Source organism: Clostridioides sp. ZZV14-6387 (assembly GCF_020657835.1).
Taxonomy (GTDB): domain Bacteria; phylum Bacillota; class Clostridia; order Peptostreptococcales; family Peptostreptococcaceae; genus Clostridioides; species Clostridioides difficile_A.
In genome coordinates, this window is sequence record NZ_JAGWCW010000014.1 from 44,580 (window position 1) to 62,145 (window position 17,566).

A 17,566-nucleotide genomic window follows, 5' to 3' on the forward strand; every position below is an offset into this window, starting at 1 on the left:
AAATATTAAAGGGGGAAATAGAATGAATCTATATAATATAATCTTTACAGGGTCAGAACAAGCTTTAGGTGCAGCTCAAGCTATGCTAGCTGAAGCTATAGAAAAAAACGGAAAAGAACATAAAGTTGCTTTCCCTGATACAGCATATTCATTACCTTGTATATATGCTGCAACAGGACAAAAAATGAACACTTTAGGGGACTTAGAAGCTGCTTTAGAAGTAGTAAAATCTTTAATAAACAGAACTCATTTATTAGAACATGCTTTTAATGCTGGTTTAGCTACAGCTTTAGCCGCAGAAGTAATTGAAGCATTAAAATACTCAACTATGGATGCTCCATATAGTGAGCCATGTGCAGGTCATATAACTGACCCTATAATCAGATCACTTGGTGTACCACTAGTTACAGGAGATATACCTGGTGTTGCAGTTGTTCTTGGTGAATGTCCTGATGCTGAATCAGCAGCAAAAGTTATAAAAGATTACCAATCTAAAGGTTTATTAACTTTCTTAGTTGGTAAAGTTATAGACCAAGCTATAGAAGCTGGAGTAAAAATGGGTCTTGAACTAAGAGTTATACCTCTAGGATACGATGTAACTTCTGTTATACACGTTGTATCTGTTGCAGTAAGAGCAGCATTAATATTCGGTGGATTAACTCCTGGTGATTTAAATGGATTATTAGAGTACACATCTAATAGAGTTCCTGCATTTGTTAATGCATTTGGACCATTAAGTGAATTAGTTGTATCTGCAGGTGCTGGAGCAATAGCTTTAGGATTCCCAGTTGTAACTGACCAAACAGTTCTTGAAGTTCCAATGAACTTATTAACTCAAAAAGATTACGATAAGATAGTAGCTACTTCATTAGAAGCTAGAGGAATAAAAATAAAAGTTACTGAAATACCTATACCAGTTTCATTTGCAGCAGCATTTGAAGGTGAGAGAATTAGAAAGAGCGATATGTTTGCTGAGTTTGGTGGAAATAGAACTGAAGCTTGGGAACTTGTTGTTAAGAAAGAAGCAGCAGAAGTTGAAGACCATAAGATAGAAATAATAGGACCAAATATAGATGAAGTTGAGGCAGATGGTGTATTGAGATTACCACTTGCTGTAATAGTTAAGATAGCTGGTAAAAACATGCAAGAAGATTTCGAGCCAGTTCTTGAGAGACGTTTCCACTACTTCTTAAACTATATAGAAGGTGTAATGCACGTTGGACAAAGAGATATGGCTTGGGTAAGAATATCTAAAGATGCATTTGATAAAGGATTTAGACTTGAGCATATAGGAGAAGTTTTATATGCTAAAATGTTAGATGAATTTGAATCAGTAGTTGATAAGTGTGAAATAACTATAATTACAGATGCTGAAAAAGTTTCTGAATTAAAAGGTGAAGCAATAGCTAAGTACAATGCTAGAGATGAAAGATTAGCTTCATTAATTGATGAAAGTGTTGATACTTTCTATTCTTGTAACTTATGTCAATCATTTGCACCAGCTCACGTTTGTGTTGTTACTCCTGAAAGACTTGGTCTTTGTGGAGCAGTTAGCTGGTTAGATGCTAAGGCTACTAAAGAACTAGACCCAACAGGTCCTTGTCAACCAATAGAAAAAGGCGAGTGCTTAGACGATAGAACAGGTGTATGGAATTCAGTAAATGAAACTGTAAACCAAATATCTCAAGGTGCAGTTGAAGCTGTTACATTATACTCTATATTAGAAGACCCTATGACTTCTTGTGGATGCTTCGAGTGTATCTGTGGTATAATGCCAGAAGCAAATGGATTTGTTGTAGTTAATAGAGAGTTCCCAAGTGTTACTCCAGTTGGTATGACTTTCGGAGAACTTGCTTCTATGACAGGTGGAGGAGTTCAAACTCCAGGATTCATGGGACATGGAAGACATTTCATATCTTCTAAAAAGTTTGCTTATGCAGAAGGTGGACCAGAAAGAATAGTTTGGATGCCAAAAGAATTAAAAGATTATGTAGCTGATAAATTAAATGCTACAGTTAAAGAAATGACTGGAATAGAAAACTTCTGTGATATGGTTTGTGATGAAACTATAGCTGACGATTCTGAAGGCGTATTAGCTTTCTTAGAAGAAAAAGGTCATCCAGCATTAGCTATGGAAAGTGTAATGTAATTGATGGAAAATTTAAAATAGTGTGATATAATATTAATATGATTTAAATAATTTAATCAATAATATAATATTGGGGGTCTATCGAAATGAAATTATTACCAGAATTAAAATACTCTAAAGATCATGAGTGGGTGAAAGTAATTGATGGAGATGTTGTATATATAGGTATAACAGATTATGCTCAAGATCAATTAGGAGAAATATTATTTGTTGAAACACCAGAAGTAGAAGATACTGTAACTAAGGGAGTAGATTTTGGAGTAGTTGAATCTTCTAAAGTAGCTTCTGACTTAATATCTCCTGTTAATGGTGAGGTATTAGAAGTTAATGAAAAATTAGAAGATGAGCCAGAATGTATAAATGAAGACCCATATGAAAACTGGATATTAAAAGTAAAACTAGCTGATGTTGCTGAACTTGATACGTTATTAAGTGATAAAGAATACGAGGCTGGATTAGAATAATTAAAGATTAGTATATTATTATAATTGGGGAAAGTATAGTAAAATTTGAGTGCACGCAAATTTAGCTATACTTTCCTTTTATAATATATAGAACAAATTGGGAGGGATAGTATGATAAAAGTAACTTTTACACCAAACAATAAAGAAGTTTATTGCAATGAGGGGGATGTGTTATTAGAGGTTGCAAGAAATGCAGATGTATTTATAGATGCTCCTTGTAATGGAAATGTATCCTGTGGTAAATGTAAGGTAAAATTATTGAATGGGAAAGTTGATACAGAAAAAACAAGACATATAACGGATGACGAGTGGGAGCAAGGTTATATATTAGCTTGTTGTACAAAAGTAGTTTCAGATATAGAAATTGAAGTTCCTTCTAAACTATCATCTTCTATGCATGGTATGAAGATAGAAGGTAGTAATAAAAAAGAAGATAGAGAAATTTTTGAAAGAGCTAAAAAGATAATTGAAGAGCATAATCTTCAATTTAAAACAAATATAAAAAAGAAATACATAGAAATGGAAGAGCCGAACTTAGACGATAATATAAGTGATGTAGATAGATTAGAGAGATATGTTAGAAATAATCTAGGATATAATGAAATCGATTTTAGACTAGATATACTTAGAAAGATGCCAACAATATTTAGAAAGAGTGATTTTAAAGTTACAATAACTTATGTCCAAAAACAAAAGAAGCTTACAATTATAAATATAGAAGAAGGCAACAAAGAAAATTCATTGTATGGAGTTGCAATAGATATTGGTACAACTTCAGTAGTTGTATGCCTAGTTGACTTATATTCAAAAGAAGTAGTAGATAAAGCTTCTTCTGGAAATGCACAGATAAAATATGGGGCAGATGTTATAAATAGAATTATATATTCAACTAAGAAAAATGGGTTAGAGACACTTAATAAGGCTATAGTTGAAGAAACTATAAATCCTCTATTGAAAACAATATACGAAAGAAATGGCATAAATAAAGAGGATGTAGTTACATTAGTAGCTGCTGGAAATACAACCATGACAAGTTTATTCTTAGGTGTGTATACAGACTTCTTAAGACAAGAGCCTTACATACCTCCATTTTTAAAATCTCCAAAACTTATGGGTGAAAATGTGGGTCTTTTCGTAAATGATAGTGCATATGTGTACTTAGCTCCATCTGTTGCAAGTTATGTAGGAGGAGATATAACAGCAGGTGTATTATCAGCAGGTATATGGTCAAGTGAAGAAAATGTTTTATTTATAGATTTAGGAACTAATGGAGAGATAGTATTTGGTAATCAAGACTATATGATGAGTTGTGCATGTTCAGCAGGACCTGCCTTTGAGGGTGGAGGTATAAGCTGTGGAATGAGAGCATCAGCAGGAGCAATAGAAAAAGTAGCTATTGATAAAGAAACTCTAGAGCCAACACTAAAGATTATTGATGAATGTGCTCCAGTTGGTATATGTGGTTCTGGTATAATCGATTTAATTTGCCAAATGATTACTAAAGGTGTAATAGATAGAAGAGGTAAGATATACAGAGATTTGGATAATAAGAGAGTTAGATTTAATGAGCATGAGATAGGAGAATATGTATTAGCATTTAAAGAAGAATTTGACTTAGAAAATGATATAGTAGTAAATGAAGTTGATATAGATAACTTTATAAGAGCTAAAGGAGCTATATATTCAGGTGCATATACTCTTGTAGATAGCTTAGGTATGGATTTTAGCATATTAGATAGAGTTTATATAGCAGGTGGTATAGGAAATAACTTAGACATAGAAAACTCAATAATTATAGGATTACTTCCTGATATTGACAGAGAAAAATTCACTTATATTGGAAATAGTTCGCTTGTTGGTTCCTACTTAGCTCTTATAAGTAAAGATGCAAAAAATAAGCTTGAAGAAATAGGTAATCAGATGACTTATGTTGAACTTAGTGTATATCCAAGCTATATGGATGAATTTATATCTGCATGCTTCTTACCACATACAAATATAGAGCAGTTCCCAACAGCAAAAAGATTACTTGAAGAGTAAAACATAACTTAAAAGGAATAAATTATGAATAAAAATTTATCTGAAAAAATGAAAATCGCTTTTGATATTAGACTAAATAATTTTGGTAATAAAATAGATTTTGCCTATCCTAATCAGACATTAGCACTTAGTACTACAAGTAATAAATGTAGCTTAAAGTGTGCTCATTGTAATGGTCACTACTTAAACAATATGGTGCCAATAGAAGATTATAAAGAAAAAGTACAATCAAGAAATATAACTAGTTTTTTATTAAGTGGTGGTTGTAGCTATGAAGGAGATGTACCAATAAATACTCATATCAAGGCTATTAAAGATTTAAAAGAGCAGGGATATAGATTGAATGCTCATTTAGGGCTTATGGACAAAGATAGAATTATAGAGTTGTGTAAGTATTTAGATGTAGTTTCTTTTGATTTAGTATTTGATAGAGAAACAATAAGAGAAGTTTATAAGATTGAAAAGAGTAAAGAAGACTACATTGAAGCTTACAATACAATAAGAGAAAATACAGAAGTAGCACCACATATATGTATTGGTTTAAAAGGAGGGCAAATAAAGGGTGAATATGAAATTATAGAATACCTACAAAAAAATCCTCCTAATAAACTTACATTTATAGTACTTATTCCAACAAAAGGGACTGAGTATGAGAATGTAGAGCCTCCTGAGCTAGAAGAAGTAGCAGATATCTTATGTGAAGCTAGAATTAATTTGCCATATACTGAAATTAATCTAGGTTGTATGAGACCAAGAGGAACATATAGAAAAGAGTTAGACCAGTTATCTATAATGTGTGGAGTTAATAGAATAGTATTACCATCAAAATCTGCTAAGAATAAGGCTATAGAAATGAATATGATAATAACTGAATGTAAGGAGTGTTGCGTTTTATGATTAGACTATCATCTGGGACAGCGATAGAACTTGGGATATTAAACAAAAAAAGCGATATACCTCCTACTACAGCATATATAATGATTGGAGAAAAGTGTATAAACAAATGCAGTTTTTGTTCTCAATCAATAGAAAGTAGCACTAGAAAAGATAAGTTATCAAGAGTAGTTTGGCCAGAGTTTTCTAAAGAAGAAATATTGGATGCTTTAAGAATTTATAAAAAGAAAAATATAAAGAGAATATGTATTCAATCAATGGCAAGTGAAGAAGCTCATAAGTCTGTTTTAGATTTTATAAATTATATAAATGAAAAAATAGATATGCCGATTTCATTGTCTGCAAAGTTAGAGAGTGATGAAGAAATAAATAAGTTTTTTTCAGCAGGAGTAGATAAAATAGGAATAGCAATAGATGCAGCAAATAAAGAATTGTATGAAAAAATAAAAGGAAATAATTATGATGAGAAGTTAAAGTTTATAACTGAGATGTCAAAATCATATCCTAATAAAATAAGTACTCATATAATAGTTGGTATGGGTGAAAGTCATGAGGATATATATAATCTATATAATTATTTAAAGGAAAATAACATAACGATTAGCTTATTTGCATTTACTCCAGTTAGAGGAACTAAAATGGAAAAAATAAGCCAACCAAATATAGAAAGTTATAGAAGAGTACAATTAATGTCTTATATGATAAATAAAGGCTACTCAAAAGAATGTTTTGAATTTAAAAATGGATATTTAGATAATATCAAACTTGATAATGATATTATAAAAGACATAAACAAAGGTTATCCTTTTGAAATAAGAGGATGTAAGGATTGCAATAGACCATATTATAATGAAAGACCAGGAAGTACTATATACAACTATTCAAGACCTTTAAATCAAAGTGAGATAGATTTAGCTATAAAAGAAATAAATTTATAAATGATTTCTAGGATATATTTGTACTAAAGATGGAGGCGTAATAATCATGAATCAGTGGAGAGTTATACATAATAAATCATATGATGGTGCAATGAATATGGCAATTGATGAAGCTATATTTACTGCATATAAGAAAGGACATAATAAGCCAACACTTAGATTTTATACATGGAAGCCAGCTTGTTTAAGTATAGGATATTTTCAGAAATTGGAAGATGAGATAGATTTGGATAAGTGTAGATGTATGAATATAGATTACACCAGAAGAATTACAGGGGGAAGGGCTGTATTACATGATAATGAGCTAACTTATAGTATAATTATAGGAGAAGAGAACCCTTTAATAGATAAGAGTATTAATCTATCTTATAGATATATAAGTGAAGGTCTAGTTAAAGGCTTGAATTTGGGTGGTATAGAAACTGATAATTTAAATAAAGGCGAGAGAATAAGTAGGGAAAATATATCAGCTGCATGTTTTAATGCACATGCATCATATGAAGTTACTATTAATAATAAGAAGGTTATTGGAAGTGCTCAAAGCAGAAAAGATGGAGTTTTATTGCAACATGGCTCAATAATATTGAATTTCGATGTAGAAAAATTATTCAAATTAATAAAAACTAAAACACCAGAACTCAAGGAAAGGGCTATGAAGTTTACAGCTAAGAAGGCTAGTGGAATAGAAAATGAACTTGGCAAAAAAATAGACATAGATACTCTGCAAGAAAACATAGTAAAAGGATTAGCTGACCAATTTAATGTTGAATTTGTAGAGGAAGATTTGACTGATTATGAGAAGCAATTAGCTAAAGAATTATATGAAAAATATAAGAATGAAGAGTACAATAAAAAGCGTTAACTTTAATTGACTTTATATAAATTAAAGTGCTATACTTAAGGTATAATAATATACGAAAATTGAAATCATGAAGATTTCTTTGGTGTATTGAAATACCTAAGGAAATCTTTTTTTGATTTTTAATAAAAATCATATTAGGAGGAGATTTATATGTGTGAATCATCAGCTTTCATTTGTAAAAGTAATAATGAGTTAGAAAAGGTTATGGAAAATGTGGTTAATATAGACCCTTGTGATGGAAAGATTTATTTAACTGATTTATTAGGAGAGCAAAAGATAATAGATGGGATAATTAAAGAAATAAGATTGATGGACCATAAGATAATAATACAAGAAAATTAATTAATAGGGGAATTTCATATGATAATAGCAGTGATAGATGGAATGGGTGGAGGTATTGGAGCCCAGATAGTTTCTTCTCTGAGAGAAGAATTACCTACATATGTAGAAATTTATGCACTAGGGACTAATTCTATAGCAACTAGTTCTATGATGAAAGCTCATGCTAATAAAGGAGCTACAGGGGAAAATGCTATAGTAGTGTCAGCCAAAAAAGCAAATATAGTAGTTGCACCTATTTCTGTAATAATACCTAATTCTATGATGGGAGAAGTTACTTGTAATATAAGTGAAGCTATTGCAGATAGTGAGGCACTAAAGATACTGTTACCTATTATGCCTGAAAATATAGAGTTAGTTGGATTAGAAGGTAAACCATTAGCACTACTTGTAAAAGATTCTGTAAGTCTTATAAAGAAAGAATTTAATATAAAATAACAGGGGGAATAACTAATGATTTTTGATAGAGAGATTGTAAGATATCATCATGGCAATCATGACCATGACCACTGCCACGAACATATTCATGGAGATATATGTCATGAACATCCACATGACCATGCTCATGACCACGACCACGAACATAGTCATGAGGAATCATCAGAGTCTAAGGATGAAAAAACTTTAAAAATACTTTTAGTACATTGGATAAATCACAATGAAACTCATGAAGAAGGATTTAGAGAGTGGGTTGAAAAGGCTAGAGCAATTGGAAAAGAAGAGACAGCAAAGAGTATTGAAAAAGCTATAGAGTGTATGGAAGAAGCTAATAAGATGTTGCTAGAGGCCAAAAAACATATGTAAATATGATTAATCGCTTATATATTTGATATAGGCGATTTTTACGTTTTTGATATTTAATTATTGAAATTTCTGTTAAATTTGTAATATATCTTAATGAGTAAATTTTACTGTAAAATTGGGGTGTTCAATGTTAATATACTGTGTATTACTATTTAAAACGAATATTAATGTTAAGATACTCTTAAGACTGTTTAAAATTACTTCGATATTAGATATAATAAAGATTAGTATGATTAAAAGATTTTATTTTAGAGTTTAAAGAATTTATATGTTTATAAGAAGTTTTTATTTAAAAAGGAGATGAGTTATTTATGAAAGACGGTCATATACATTCGCCTTATTGTCCTCATGGAAGTAAGGATGATTTTAAAAAATATATACAAAGAGCAATTGCTGTTGGCATAACAGAAATGACATTTACAGAGCATTTTCCATATGCAGATGGATTTAAAGACCCTGCTCCTGAAAATGATAGTTGTATGAGTATTGAAGACTTACCAAAGTATCTCAATGATGTTAAGAAATTGAAGGAAAAATATAAGGATGAAATTAAGATAAATGTAGGGTCGGAAGTAGATTTTATAGAAGGGTATGAAGAAGGAATAAAACAAAACTTAGATAAATATGGAGAAGAATTAGAGGATTCTCTTTTATCAGTACATATAATTAAGATTGATGATGGTTATTATTGTGTGGATTATAGTGTGGAAGAGTTTCAAAATTTGATTGACAAACTAGGAAGTATTGAAGATGTTTATAATAAGTATTATGAGACGTTGATAAAAGCTGTAAATTCGGATTTAGGAATATATAAGCCAAGAAGAATAGGGCATTTAAATTTAGTTAGAAAGTTTAATCAAGTATTTCCATATGATTATGAAGGAAATAAGATTCTTGAAGATTTAATAAAGTTAGTCAAAGAAAAAGGATATGAACTTGACTACAATGTTTCTGGTAATAGAAAAGAGTACTGTAAAGAACCTTATATAGATGGATACTTATTAAAATTAGTAAAAGAATATGATATTCCGCTAGTTCTAGGGTCAGATTCTCATTGTGCAGAGGAAATAAATAACTATAATATTTTTTAGCGATATTCACATAAAAGACTGTAGATAAGTTTGTATAAAATAAATTTATCTACAGTCTTTTGTAAGTTTGACTAATTTAAAATAATAATGGAAATTAAAACTAATATATTTTATCTGTATGTTCTTATGTTAATTTAGTAATTAGAAATGTTATTTTGTGTTTAAAGCAATTACTTCATAAGTTTATCATTTTCCATTATTATTGGGTCAAGTAATTCTCCTCCTCCTTCTGACATTTTCAATCTATTGAACATATAATTCTTTACATCTTTTTTACTTTTAAATTTAGTAACTTGATAAGGAGCTGTAACTCCATACTTTTCTATAAATAAAATATCATTACTAGTCTTAATACATATACCTGTATGACCTATAAATACATTCTTAGTTTCTGGATAGCGAATAAATCCACATATAATAGACATATTTTTATTATCTCTAAAAGATATTTTTCTCTTTTTCCATTCACTTTTTATTTGTTCTGCATTTTTGCTTATGTCATCTGTGTCTTTAGTTGGTATTGCAGAAAAAAAGTTAATAAATTTTTCTACATCTTTGGGACTAAATTTAGCATCTTTATTGTTCGTTATAGTATCTAAGTCTATATTTAAATCAATAGAGTCTCCAGTAAATTTCTTATTTGAATTTATAAAATCTTTGAAAAGTCTAAAAGCTGTTATTCTACAATTTACGTCCATATAATCAGTGTATTTTTTCATCCAATTATCTTGTAGTTTTTCAAGGTTGTATGGAACTTGCTTTTCATCAGTTGAAGAATATCCTGATTTAGATATGTTTATATTATTTTGGAGTATTTTAACTTGATGTTTGTTATAATTATTAATCGCTTTAATGAATGTATCTATGTCTTGTTTACTAACCTTATTTTCTTCTAAAACTTCTTTTACATTATTTTGAATTTTCTTATCTACCATATTAGAATAAACTAGTTTATTATTCTTGATATTGGAGTATGCAAATATAGTAATTATACTTGATAACACTAAGACAACTGAGCATATTACTATTAATAGATTTTTTTTCACTTATATCTCTCCTTTTTTAATTTATTTTGTCGACATATTTATAGTATATAGTACATTTAATTTTAGCTTCAATATGTTTTTAATTACAAAACTGTTGTAAAAAATATAACGTTATTTAAAACTTTTTTTGAAAATGTAAATATATATACTAAGATGGGGTATGTATTTTATGAATATTTAGAAGATTATGCTTAGTATGTTTGATATATTTTGTATAGTAAAAATAAATGAATTGTTGCTAGAATAGATAGATATTTTAGAGTTGATTATTATAAGATTTTAAGTAAATAAGTTGGCTTGAAGTATATACAAACTTTTTATTTTATTAAAAAGATATTTGATTAATCTAATTTTAAGGATATTAATAAACACAAAAATCTTATTATTTCATTTCAACTATTCCTCAAAAAAGTGATTTTTAAGGAATAGTTGAAATGAAAAGTTTGGTTACATAATAGTAATTTTAGTTACAAGAATGAAACTGTAAAACTTATGACTTTCTTTATATAATTGCATTGAGAATATTTAATTTAGGAGGTAAGATATGAAAGTAAAAAAATTTAAAACTGGTGTAGTCTCAGCATTAACAATTATGATGATAGGAGTATCATTGACAAATGTATCAGCTATGGAATTAAATGATAATAAGGAATTTGAGACTAAATACAATGAGATGAAAAGAGATTTTCAAGAGGAGTATGGAAAAGAAGACAAATTCAATATAACATTAGATGATGAATTTACAAAAGAAGAAGTGAATGGAGCAAAAGGGATTATAAAGACTACTAATAAAGTGAATAATGAAGTAGTAGTATTAAACTATTTTGATGAGATGAAATCTGGAATCGAATTTGAATTGAAGCCAAAAGAAGAAAAAAATGCAATTTTAAGAGACGAATTCCAACAAGGATATGGGAAGGAAGATAAATTTAAAGTTGTGTTAGATGATGAATTTACAAAAGAAGAAGTAAATGGAGCGAAAGGAATTATAAAGACAACAGATAAAGAAACAGGTAAAGTTGTTGTATATAATTACTTTGATGAGCTTGAAAAATAACATTAAATGTAAACACGATTATATTAAAATATAAAATAGTTAAATGTAAAAATGTTGTATCAAAAATATAGGATAACCAAATCTAAAACTATTGTATTAAAAACATAAGATAACTAAATCTAAAAATGATTGTATTAAAAATATAAAATTTAATGTGAGGGTGAACTTTATATATTTAGAGTTCACCCTTATAGAAAATATAAAATCTAATTTATTGAATGAAAATTAAAAAAAATCAGTCTATTTGATTCGTACTGATATACTATAGAATTTAATCAATAAAGATTAAAGAGCATTAAAACGAAATGGTATTAAATGTTTACTCCATGCTGAAATAAATTTTTCTATTATGATAAAACAGGATTTTGCAATAATTCTAAACAGTAATATAAGTCAATTTTATAAATATTTACATAGCTTTTTTAATTTCTAGTTTTGATTTTAAGACATCTAAAAATTTGTAACAATCTTCTGGATATATTTCTCCCATGTTTGCGACTTGGAAGATATTAGCATCTAAGAATTTGCCTTTTCCAGGATATACTACATAACCATTTTCCCTTTCTAAATCCAATATAAACTTATTTATATCTATTTCTTTAGGCAAAAACACAGAGGTAACTGTATTAGACATATACTTATCTGGAAGTAAAAATGTTAGACCTAGTTCTTCCATTCCATTTCTTAAAATAGCAGAACATTCTCTATATCTTTCTATTTTATTGTCATCTTCTAAAAACTCAGTTAAAGCTTCATTAAGAGCAAATATTAAAGTGACATTAGGTGTATTTGGTGTTTGAGAGGATGATTTTGCAAGTTTGTAGTGTTTATAAAGACTAAGGTACACATTTTTACATTGATATTCTTTAATATTTTGTAAAATGTTTTCTTTAGCACAAATGTATGCAGATCCTGGAAATGCACCAAGGGCTTTACCACCAACACCAGTTATTATATCTATATTGAACTCATCCACATCAATATATTCTCCTGCAGAAGCGCTTATTGCATCCACAAAGAATATTTTATTGTACTTTTTAGCAAGTTTTCCTAGTTCAGGAACTGGATTTATCATACCTGAGCTAGTTTCATGAAATACCATGGCAATTACTTTTATATCAGGGTTCTCAGTTATGTATTTTTCTAAAATGTCTATATCTGGATATTCTGCCCATTCAAATTTTGGCTTATATGTTTTTACACTATAAGCAGATAATATTTCTTCTAGTCTTTCCCCAAAAACACCATTGCTAACTAATAAAACAGCATCTTCTTTATTGAATATAGAAGACAATACACATTCATTTACAGATGTTCCAGAGCCAGATACAACTAATGAGTAGTAATCAGAAGTTGCGTTGTATAATTTATTGATTTTCTTCTGCGTATCCTTGAATAAATCCATAAACTCATCCCCTCTATGGCATATATCATAGTGAAGAAGTGAATTTCTAACCCTATCTGTAACCATTACTGGTCCAGGACTAAATAGATATGTTTTTTTCATTGTAAATCCTCCTCAAAGTTTAATTTTAATTTCTTTATGACTGTTTGTGTGTATATATTATAAGTTTATGTGTTAATTTAACTAGATTATAGAATAAAATAGTAAATATTGCAATAATATTTTAATTAAAATACTTTTAAAATCATTTTAATTAAAAAATACAAAAAATATTGTAATAAATATTGTATAAATCCACAGAATGATATAAAATATAAATAACTTGAATAGATTTTATATTCAAAAAATAAAAAAGAATTTATTAATTCTGAAAAATAAGGGGGACGTTTAAAGTGAAATATGTATTAGCAATTGACCAAGGAACAACAGGAACAAGAGCAGTATTAATAAATGAAAAATCAGAGTTTGTTTTTAGTGATTATATGGAACATACTCAAATATATCCACAATCTGGATACGTCGAACATGACCCTATAGAAATTTGGAATAATACAAAGACTGTAAGTAATAATGTATTACAGCAAGCTTTTAAAAGTGGAATCAATGAAAGTGACATAAAAGGAATTGGTATAGATAATCAAGGTGAAACAGTAATGCTATGGGATAAAAATACAGGTATGCCTCTTTATAATGCTATTGTATGGCAGTGTAGGAGAACTTATGATTATGTGGAAAATTTAAAGAGGGTGCCAGGTCTAGAAAATAAAATAATAGATAAGACTGGGCTAATTATAGACCCATATTTCTCAGGCACAAAAATTAGATGGGTAATAGACAATGTAAAAGGTGTAAAGGAAAAAATAAAAAATGGAGAAGTGCTTGCAGGAACATTAGATAGTTGGCTAATTTGGAAAATGACAGGAGGAAAATCTTTTTTAACTGATGTATCCACAGCAGCAAGAACAATGCTTTTTAATATAAGAGATATGGATTGGGATAGAGAGTTACTTGATATTATAGGGATACCTAGAAATATTTTAGCAGATATAATGCCTACCAGTGGAGATTTCGGAACTACAAATAAGGAGGCATTTTGTGGTGTCTCTATAAAAATCACTGCATCAATGGTTGACCAACCAGCAGCTTTATTTGGTAATGGATGTTTTGAACCAGGTATGGTAAAAAATACTTATGGCACAGGATGTTTCTTATATATGAATATAGGTGAGGAGTTAAATATAGCAGGTAATGGTATATTGACAACTGTTGCTTGGAAGATAGGTGATAAAGTTACATATGCTTATGATGGAGGTGTATATATAGCAGGTGCGGCGATACAATGGCTTAGAGATGGAATTGGAGTCATAAAAAATTATTCTGAAACTGATGATATGGCAAATTCAATCACAAGTACTGGTGGTGTATATTTTGTGCCAGCGTTTGCAGGTATTGCAGCACCTTATTGGGACCAATATGCTAGAGGTACAATGGTTGGAATAACAGGAAGTACTAAAAAAGAGCATATAGTAAGGGCAACTCTTGAATCTGTTGCACTTCAAGTTAAGGATGTTGTTGATTCCATGAATTTAGCTTCAGGTAAAAATATAAAAATGTTGAGAGTAGATGGTGGAATTACTAAGAATAATTTTACCATGCAATTTCAATCTGACATATTAGATATACCAATTGAAATTGCAGAAAACACTGAAACAACAGTACTTGGGGTAGGCTATATGGCAGGTCTTTCATGTGGTGTTTGGAATAGTATTGATGAGATTAGAAGCGAATTTACAATAAGTAAAAAATATATACCAAATATGACTGAACAAAAAAGAGAAGAAATATTAATTGGCTGGAATCAGGCAGTAAAAAGAGCTATGAATTGGGAAAACGATACCAAAAGATTGTGTGCTAATTAAGGCGCAACAGAAAATTTTACATATACAGGAGGAACTAAATATGCCCTTTGATAAAATTATATTATACATAATGGCTGTGGGTGTGCTTTTAGGAGCGTTAGATAGAATAATTGGGAATAAGTTTGGGCTTGGAGAGCAATTTGAAGAAGGATTTAATTCAATGGGGCCATTAGCTTTAGGAATGGTTGGTATAGTTTGTTTAGCTCCAGTCATTTCAGATGTGTTAGGTCCTATGATAATACCAATCTTCAACCTTTGTGGAGCAGACCCATCTATGTTTGCTACTATTTTAGCAAATGATATGGGAGGGTATCCATTAGCTATGGAACTTGCACATAATAAAGAGGCAGGAATGCTTGCGGGATTAGTTGTGTCATCTATGCTTGGATGTACTTTGGTATTTTCAATCCCAGTAGGACTAGGTCTTATAGAATATGAAGATAGACCCTTTTTTGCAAAAGGATTACTAATAGGGTTAATAACAATACCTTTTGGAGGTGTTGTAGGAGGATTAATAGCAGGGTTTAATTTATCAATGGTAATTATAAATATGATACCAGTGATAATATTGGCAATGGTACTAGCTATAGGATTAAAATTTAATTCTACACTCATGATAAATGGGTCATTAGTCTTTGGGAAGTTTATATCAATATTGATAACAGTAGGATTGGGAGCAGCTGCATTTCAAGAAATAACAGGTATAGTACTCATAAAAGGAATGACACCAATAAGAGAAGGGATTCAAGTTATTGGAAGTATTGCAATAGTATTATTAGGTACTTTTCCAATATTGCATTTGTTAGTTAAAGTTCTTAATAAACCACTTACAATGGTGGGTGAAAAATTAGGCATGGATGCAACTAGTGCAGCAGGATTAGTGTTTACTTTAGCTAATAGTATTCCAGTATATAAAATGATGAAGGATATGAGTCCAAAAGGGAAAGTAGTAAATACTGCATGGTTGGTTTGTGCTACAGCAGCTCTAGGAGACCATTTAGGATTTACAGCAGGAGTAGTACCAGAGATGATTACACCTGTCGTAATTGGAAAGTTGATTGGTGGAGTATTGGCAATTGCACTTGCTATGGTGATGACAAAAGATTTAACTTTAGAAGAAGAACAAAATATTAGAGTGAAGAAAGATGTTGTATGAAACGAGTAGTACTTAAACAGAATTTAAGTCACTTTAAATTAAAAAATCAAATGACTAATAACATAATTAAATAGTTCAAAATAATAAAGTAGCATAAACATTGAAGTAATTGAAAGTATTAAACTAATCTCAAAATAGTAACATAATAAAAAACATAAAGTATTGTTTAGATATAAATGGAGCTAAATAAATAATTATTTGGCTCCTTAACTTTAATCTATTATATCAAGGAATCAAAAACCAATCATATGAACTAATTATCAGCTATGACTAAAGGTATTCCTCTTTGAGAAAATTCTATTATTATATCATGGTCTATACTAGAAGATGTAATAATAGTATCTATATGTTCTATAGGAGCAACTGATGCAAATGAATTTATACCAAACTTAGGAGGTTCAACAACCACTATAGATTTTCTAGACCTTTCAATCATTTTTTTTCTAACAAGTGCCTCTTCTAAATGATAGTCAGAAATACCATTTTCAAGAGTGATACCTCCAGCACCTAAAATAGCTTTATCAACATTAAACTGTTCAATAGCTGACAGTGTAAGTGGACCAGAAAAAGAACCTTCAGTTTCTCTAAGATAACCACCAAGCACGTATACTTTTATATTAGTATTCATAAGTTCATTTGCCACTAAAATTGAGTTGGTTATTACAGTTAGATTTTTTTTATCTTTTAAATTTTTTGAAACTTCAAGGACAGTAGTTCCAGTATCCATAAAAATAGTATCATTTGTATTTATAAACTCACTGCATTTTATGGCAATTTGTTTTTTATCATTTGAGTTTATTTTTTTTCTTTTAACATAGTTGAGTTCTACACTACTTGCTATAACTGGTATAGCACCACCATAGACTCTTTTTAAAAGCCCGATACTTTCCATATGAGCTAAATCTCTTCGTGCAGTTTCTATTGATATGTCAAACATTTGAACGATGTCATTTATTTTAATTATATTATCTGATTCGAGAATACTTAAAATCTTCTCGTATCTTTCTTGTGGTAGCATGGAATATCCTCCTTGGGTTAATATTATTTTAGATTTTGGCATAACTTATGATTAAGTCAGGATTTATGTATATTTGTTAATGTATGTATAGTTATCAAATAATATTATAAGTATTATGCAAGATAATTTTACCATATTTGAAACTTACATTTAAGCAAAAAAGTAAAAATAGATATTTAATAATTCAAAATAACTTAAATTTTACAAAATAATTGACTAAAATATAATTTTATTATATAATTTACTAGTACAGACAATCTGGAGAAGTACTCAAGTGGCTCAAGAGGATCCCCTGCTAAGGGATTAGGCTGGGTAACCGGTGCGAGGGTTCGAATCCCTCCTTCTCCGCCAATTATTAAAGGCTATTCTTGTTAAAGGTAGTCT

16 protein-coding genes and 1 tRNA gene are annotated in these 17,566 nt (G+C 29.6%); 14 read left to right on the forward strand and 3 right to left on the reverse strand.

From position 1 onward, the window contains the following. Nucleotides 1-22 precede the first annotated feature (22 nt). The 10 genes from acsB to hisJ all read left to right on the forward strand — a co-directional run bounded on the left by acsB (nt 23) and on the right by hisJ (nt 9,581). Entirely contained in the window at nt 23-2,149 is a 2,127-nt protein-coding gene (acsB, locus tag KGF38_RS10445; protein ID WP_054269256.1) for an acetyl-CoA decarbonylase/synthase complex subunit alpha/beta, read from the forward strand. Nucleotides 2,150-2,235: 86 nt separating this feature from the next. Beyond that, complete coding sequence (gene gcvH, locus KGF38_RS10450) at nt 2,236-2,613, forward strand: glycine cleavage system protein GcvH (protein ID WP_003418363.1); 378 nt, start codon at nt 2,236-2,238, stop codon at nt 2,611-2,613. Between the two features lie 111 nt (nt 2,614-2,724). Further along, complete coding sequence (gene acsV / locus KGF38_RS10455; RefSeq protein WP_054269257.1) at nt 2,725-4,653, forward strand: corrinoid activation/regeneration protein AcsV; 1,929 nt, start codon at nt 2,725-2,727, stop codon at nt 4,651-4,653. A gap of 24 nt (nt 4,654-4,677) precedes the next feature. Then, nucleotides 4,678-5,550 (forward strand): radical SAM protein, encoded by an 873-nt coding sequence (locus KGF38_RS10460; protein ID WP_054269258.1) that lies wholly within the window; start codon nt 4,678-4,680, stop codon nt 5,548-5,550. Beyond that, nucleotides 5,547-6,485 (forward strand): radical SAM protein, encoded by a 939-nt coding sequence (locus KGF38_RS10465; protein ID WP_074179179.1) that lies wholly within the window; start codon nt 5,547-5,549, stop codon nt 6,483-6,485. The genes KGF38_RS10460 and KGF38_RS10465 overlap by 4 nt, the downstream gene beginning before the upstream one ends. Before the next feature lie 46 nt (nt 6,486-6,531). Further along, the gene (locus tag KGF38_RS10470; RefSeq protein ID WP_054269260.1) at nt 6,532-7,347 is read left to right on the forward strand and encodes a biotin/lipoate A/B protein ligase family protein; all 816 of its coding nucleotides are present in this window, start codon (nt 6,532-6,534) and stop codon (nt 7,345-7,347) included. Between the two features lie 150 nt (nt 7,348-7,497). Then, nucleotides 7,498-7,689 (forward strand): CooT family nickel-binding protein, encoded by a 192-nt coding sequence (locus KGF38_RS10475; RefSeq protein ID WP_003418375.1) that lies wholly within the window; start codon nt 7,498-7,500, stop codon nt 7,687-7,689. A gap of 18 nt (nt 7,690-7,707) precedes the next feature. Continuing rightward, nucleotides 7,708-8,124 carry a DUF3842 family protein gene (locus KGF38_RS10480; protein WP_054269261.1) on the forward strand — a complete coding sequence of 139 codons (417 nt, stop codon included), beginning with the start codon at nt 7,708-7,710 and terminating at the stop codon, nt 8,122-8,124. Nucleotides 8,125-8,139: 15 nt separating this feature from the next. Further along, the gene (locus KGF38_RS10485; RefSeq protein ID WP_054269262.1) at nt 8,140-8,490 is read left to right on the forward strand and encodes a hypothetical protein; all 351 of its coding nucleotides are present in this window, start codon (nt 8,140-8,142) and stop codon (nt 8,488-8,490) included. A 311-nt stretch (nt 8,491-8,801) separates the two neighbouring features. Next, entirely contained in the window at nt 8,802-9,581 is a 780-nt protein-coding gene (gene hisJ / locus KGF38_RS10490; RefSeq protein ID WP_054269263.1) for a histidinol-phosphatase HisJ, read from the forward strand. Nucleotides 9,582-9,751: 170 nt separating this feature from the next. Here hisJ and KGF38_RS10495 read toward each other — a convergent pair whose 3' ends face one another. Continuing rightward, nucleotides 9,752-10,627 carry a DUF4300 family protein gene (locus tag KGF38_RS10495; protein ID WP_074179180.1) on the reverse strand — a complete coding sequence of 292 codons (876 nt, stop codon included), beginning with the start codon at nt 10,625-10,627 and terminating at the stop codon, nt 9,752-9,754. Nucleotides 10,628-11,171: 544 nt separating this feature from the next. On the opposite strand from KGF38_RS10495, the gene KGF38_RS10500 reads away from it, so the two are divergent. Continuing rightward, nucleotides 11,172-11,684 (forward strand): hypothetical protein, encoded by a 513-nt coding sequence (locus KGF38_RS10500; RefSeq protein WP_054269265.1) that lies wholly within the window; start codon nt 11,172-11,174, stop codon nt 11,682-11,684. 409 nt (nt 11,685-12,093) lie between these two features. Here the strand turns inward: KGF38_RS10500 and KGF38_RS10505 are convergent, their stop codons facing one another. Next, complete coding sequence (locus KGF38_RS10505) at nt 12,094-13,191, reverse strand: pyridoxal-phosphate-dependent aminotransferase family protein (RefSeq protein WP_074179181.1); 1,098 nt, start codon at nt 13,189-13,191, stop codon at nt 12,094-12,096. Nucleotides 13,192-13,481: 290 nt separating this feature from the next. On the opposite strand from KGF38_RS10505, the gene glpK reads away from it, so the two are divergent. Continuing rightward, entirely contained in the window at nt 13,482-15,008 is a 1,527-nt protein-coding gene (glpK, locus tag KGF38_RS10510) for a glycerol kinase GlpK (RefSeq protein ID WP_054269267.1), read from the forward strand. Between the two features lie 40 nt (nt 15,009-15,048). Next, nucleotides 15,049-16,164 (forward strand): ethanolamine utilization protein EutH, encoded by a 1,116-nt coding sequence (locus KGF38_RS10515; protein WP_074179182.1) that lies wholly within the window; start codon nt 15,049-15,051, stop codon nt 16,162-16,164. A 253-nt stretch (nt 16,165-16,417) separates the two neighbouring features. Here KGF38_RS10515 and KGF38_RS10520 read toward each other — a convergent pair whose 3' ends face one another. Further along, nucleotides 16,418-17,182 carry a DeoR/GlpR family DNA-binding transcription regulator gene (locus tag KGF38_RS10520; protein WP_054269269.1) on the reverse strand — a complete coding sequence of 255 codons (765 nt, stop codon included), beginning with the start codon at nt 17,180-17,182 and terminating at the stop codon, nt 16,418-16,420. A gap of 260 nt (nt 17,183-17,442) precedes the next feature. On the opposite strand from KGF38_RS10520, the gene KGF38_RS10525 reads away from it, so the two are divergent. Then, a tRNA-Ser gene (locus KGF38_RS10525) sits at nt 17,443-17,533 on the forward strand. The last annotated feature ends 33 nt before the right edge of the window (nt 17,534-17,566 follow it).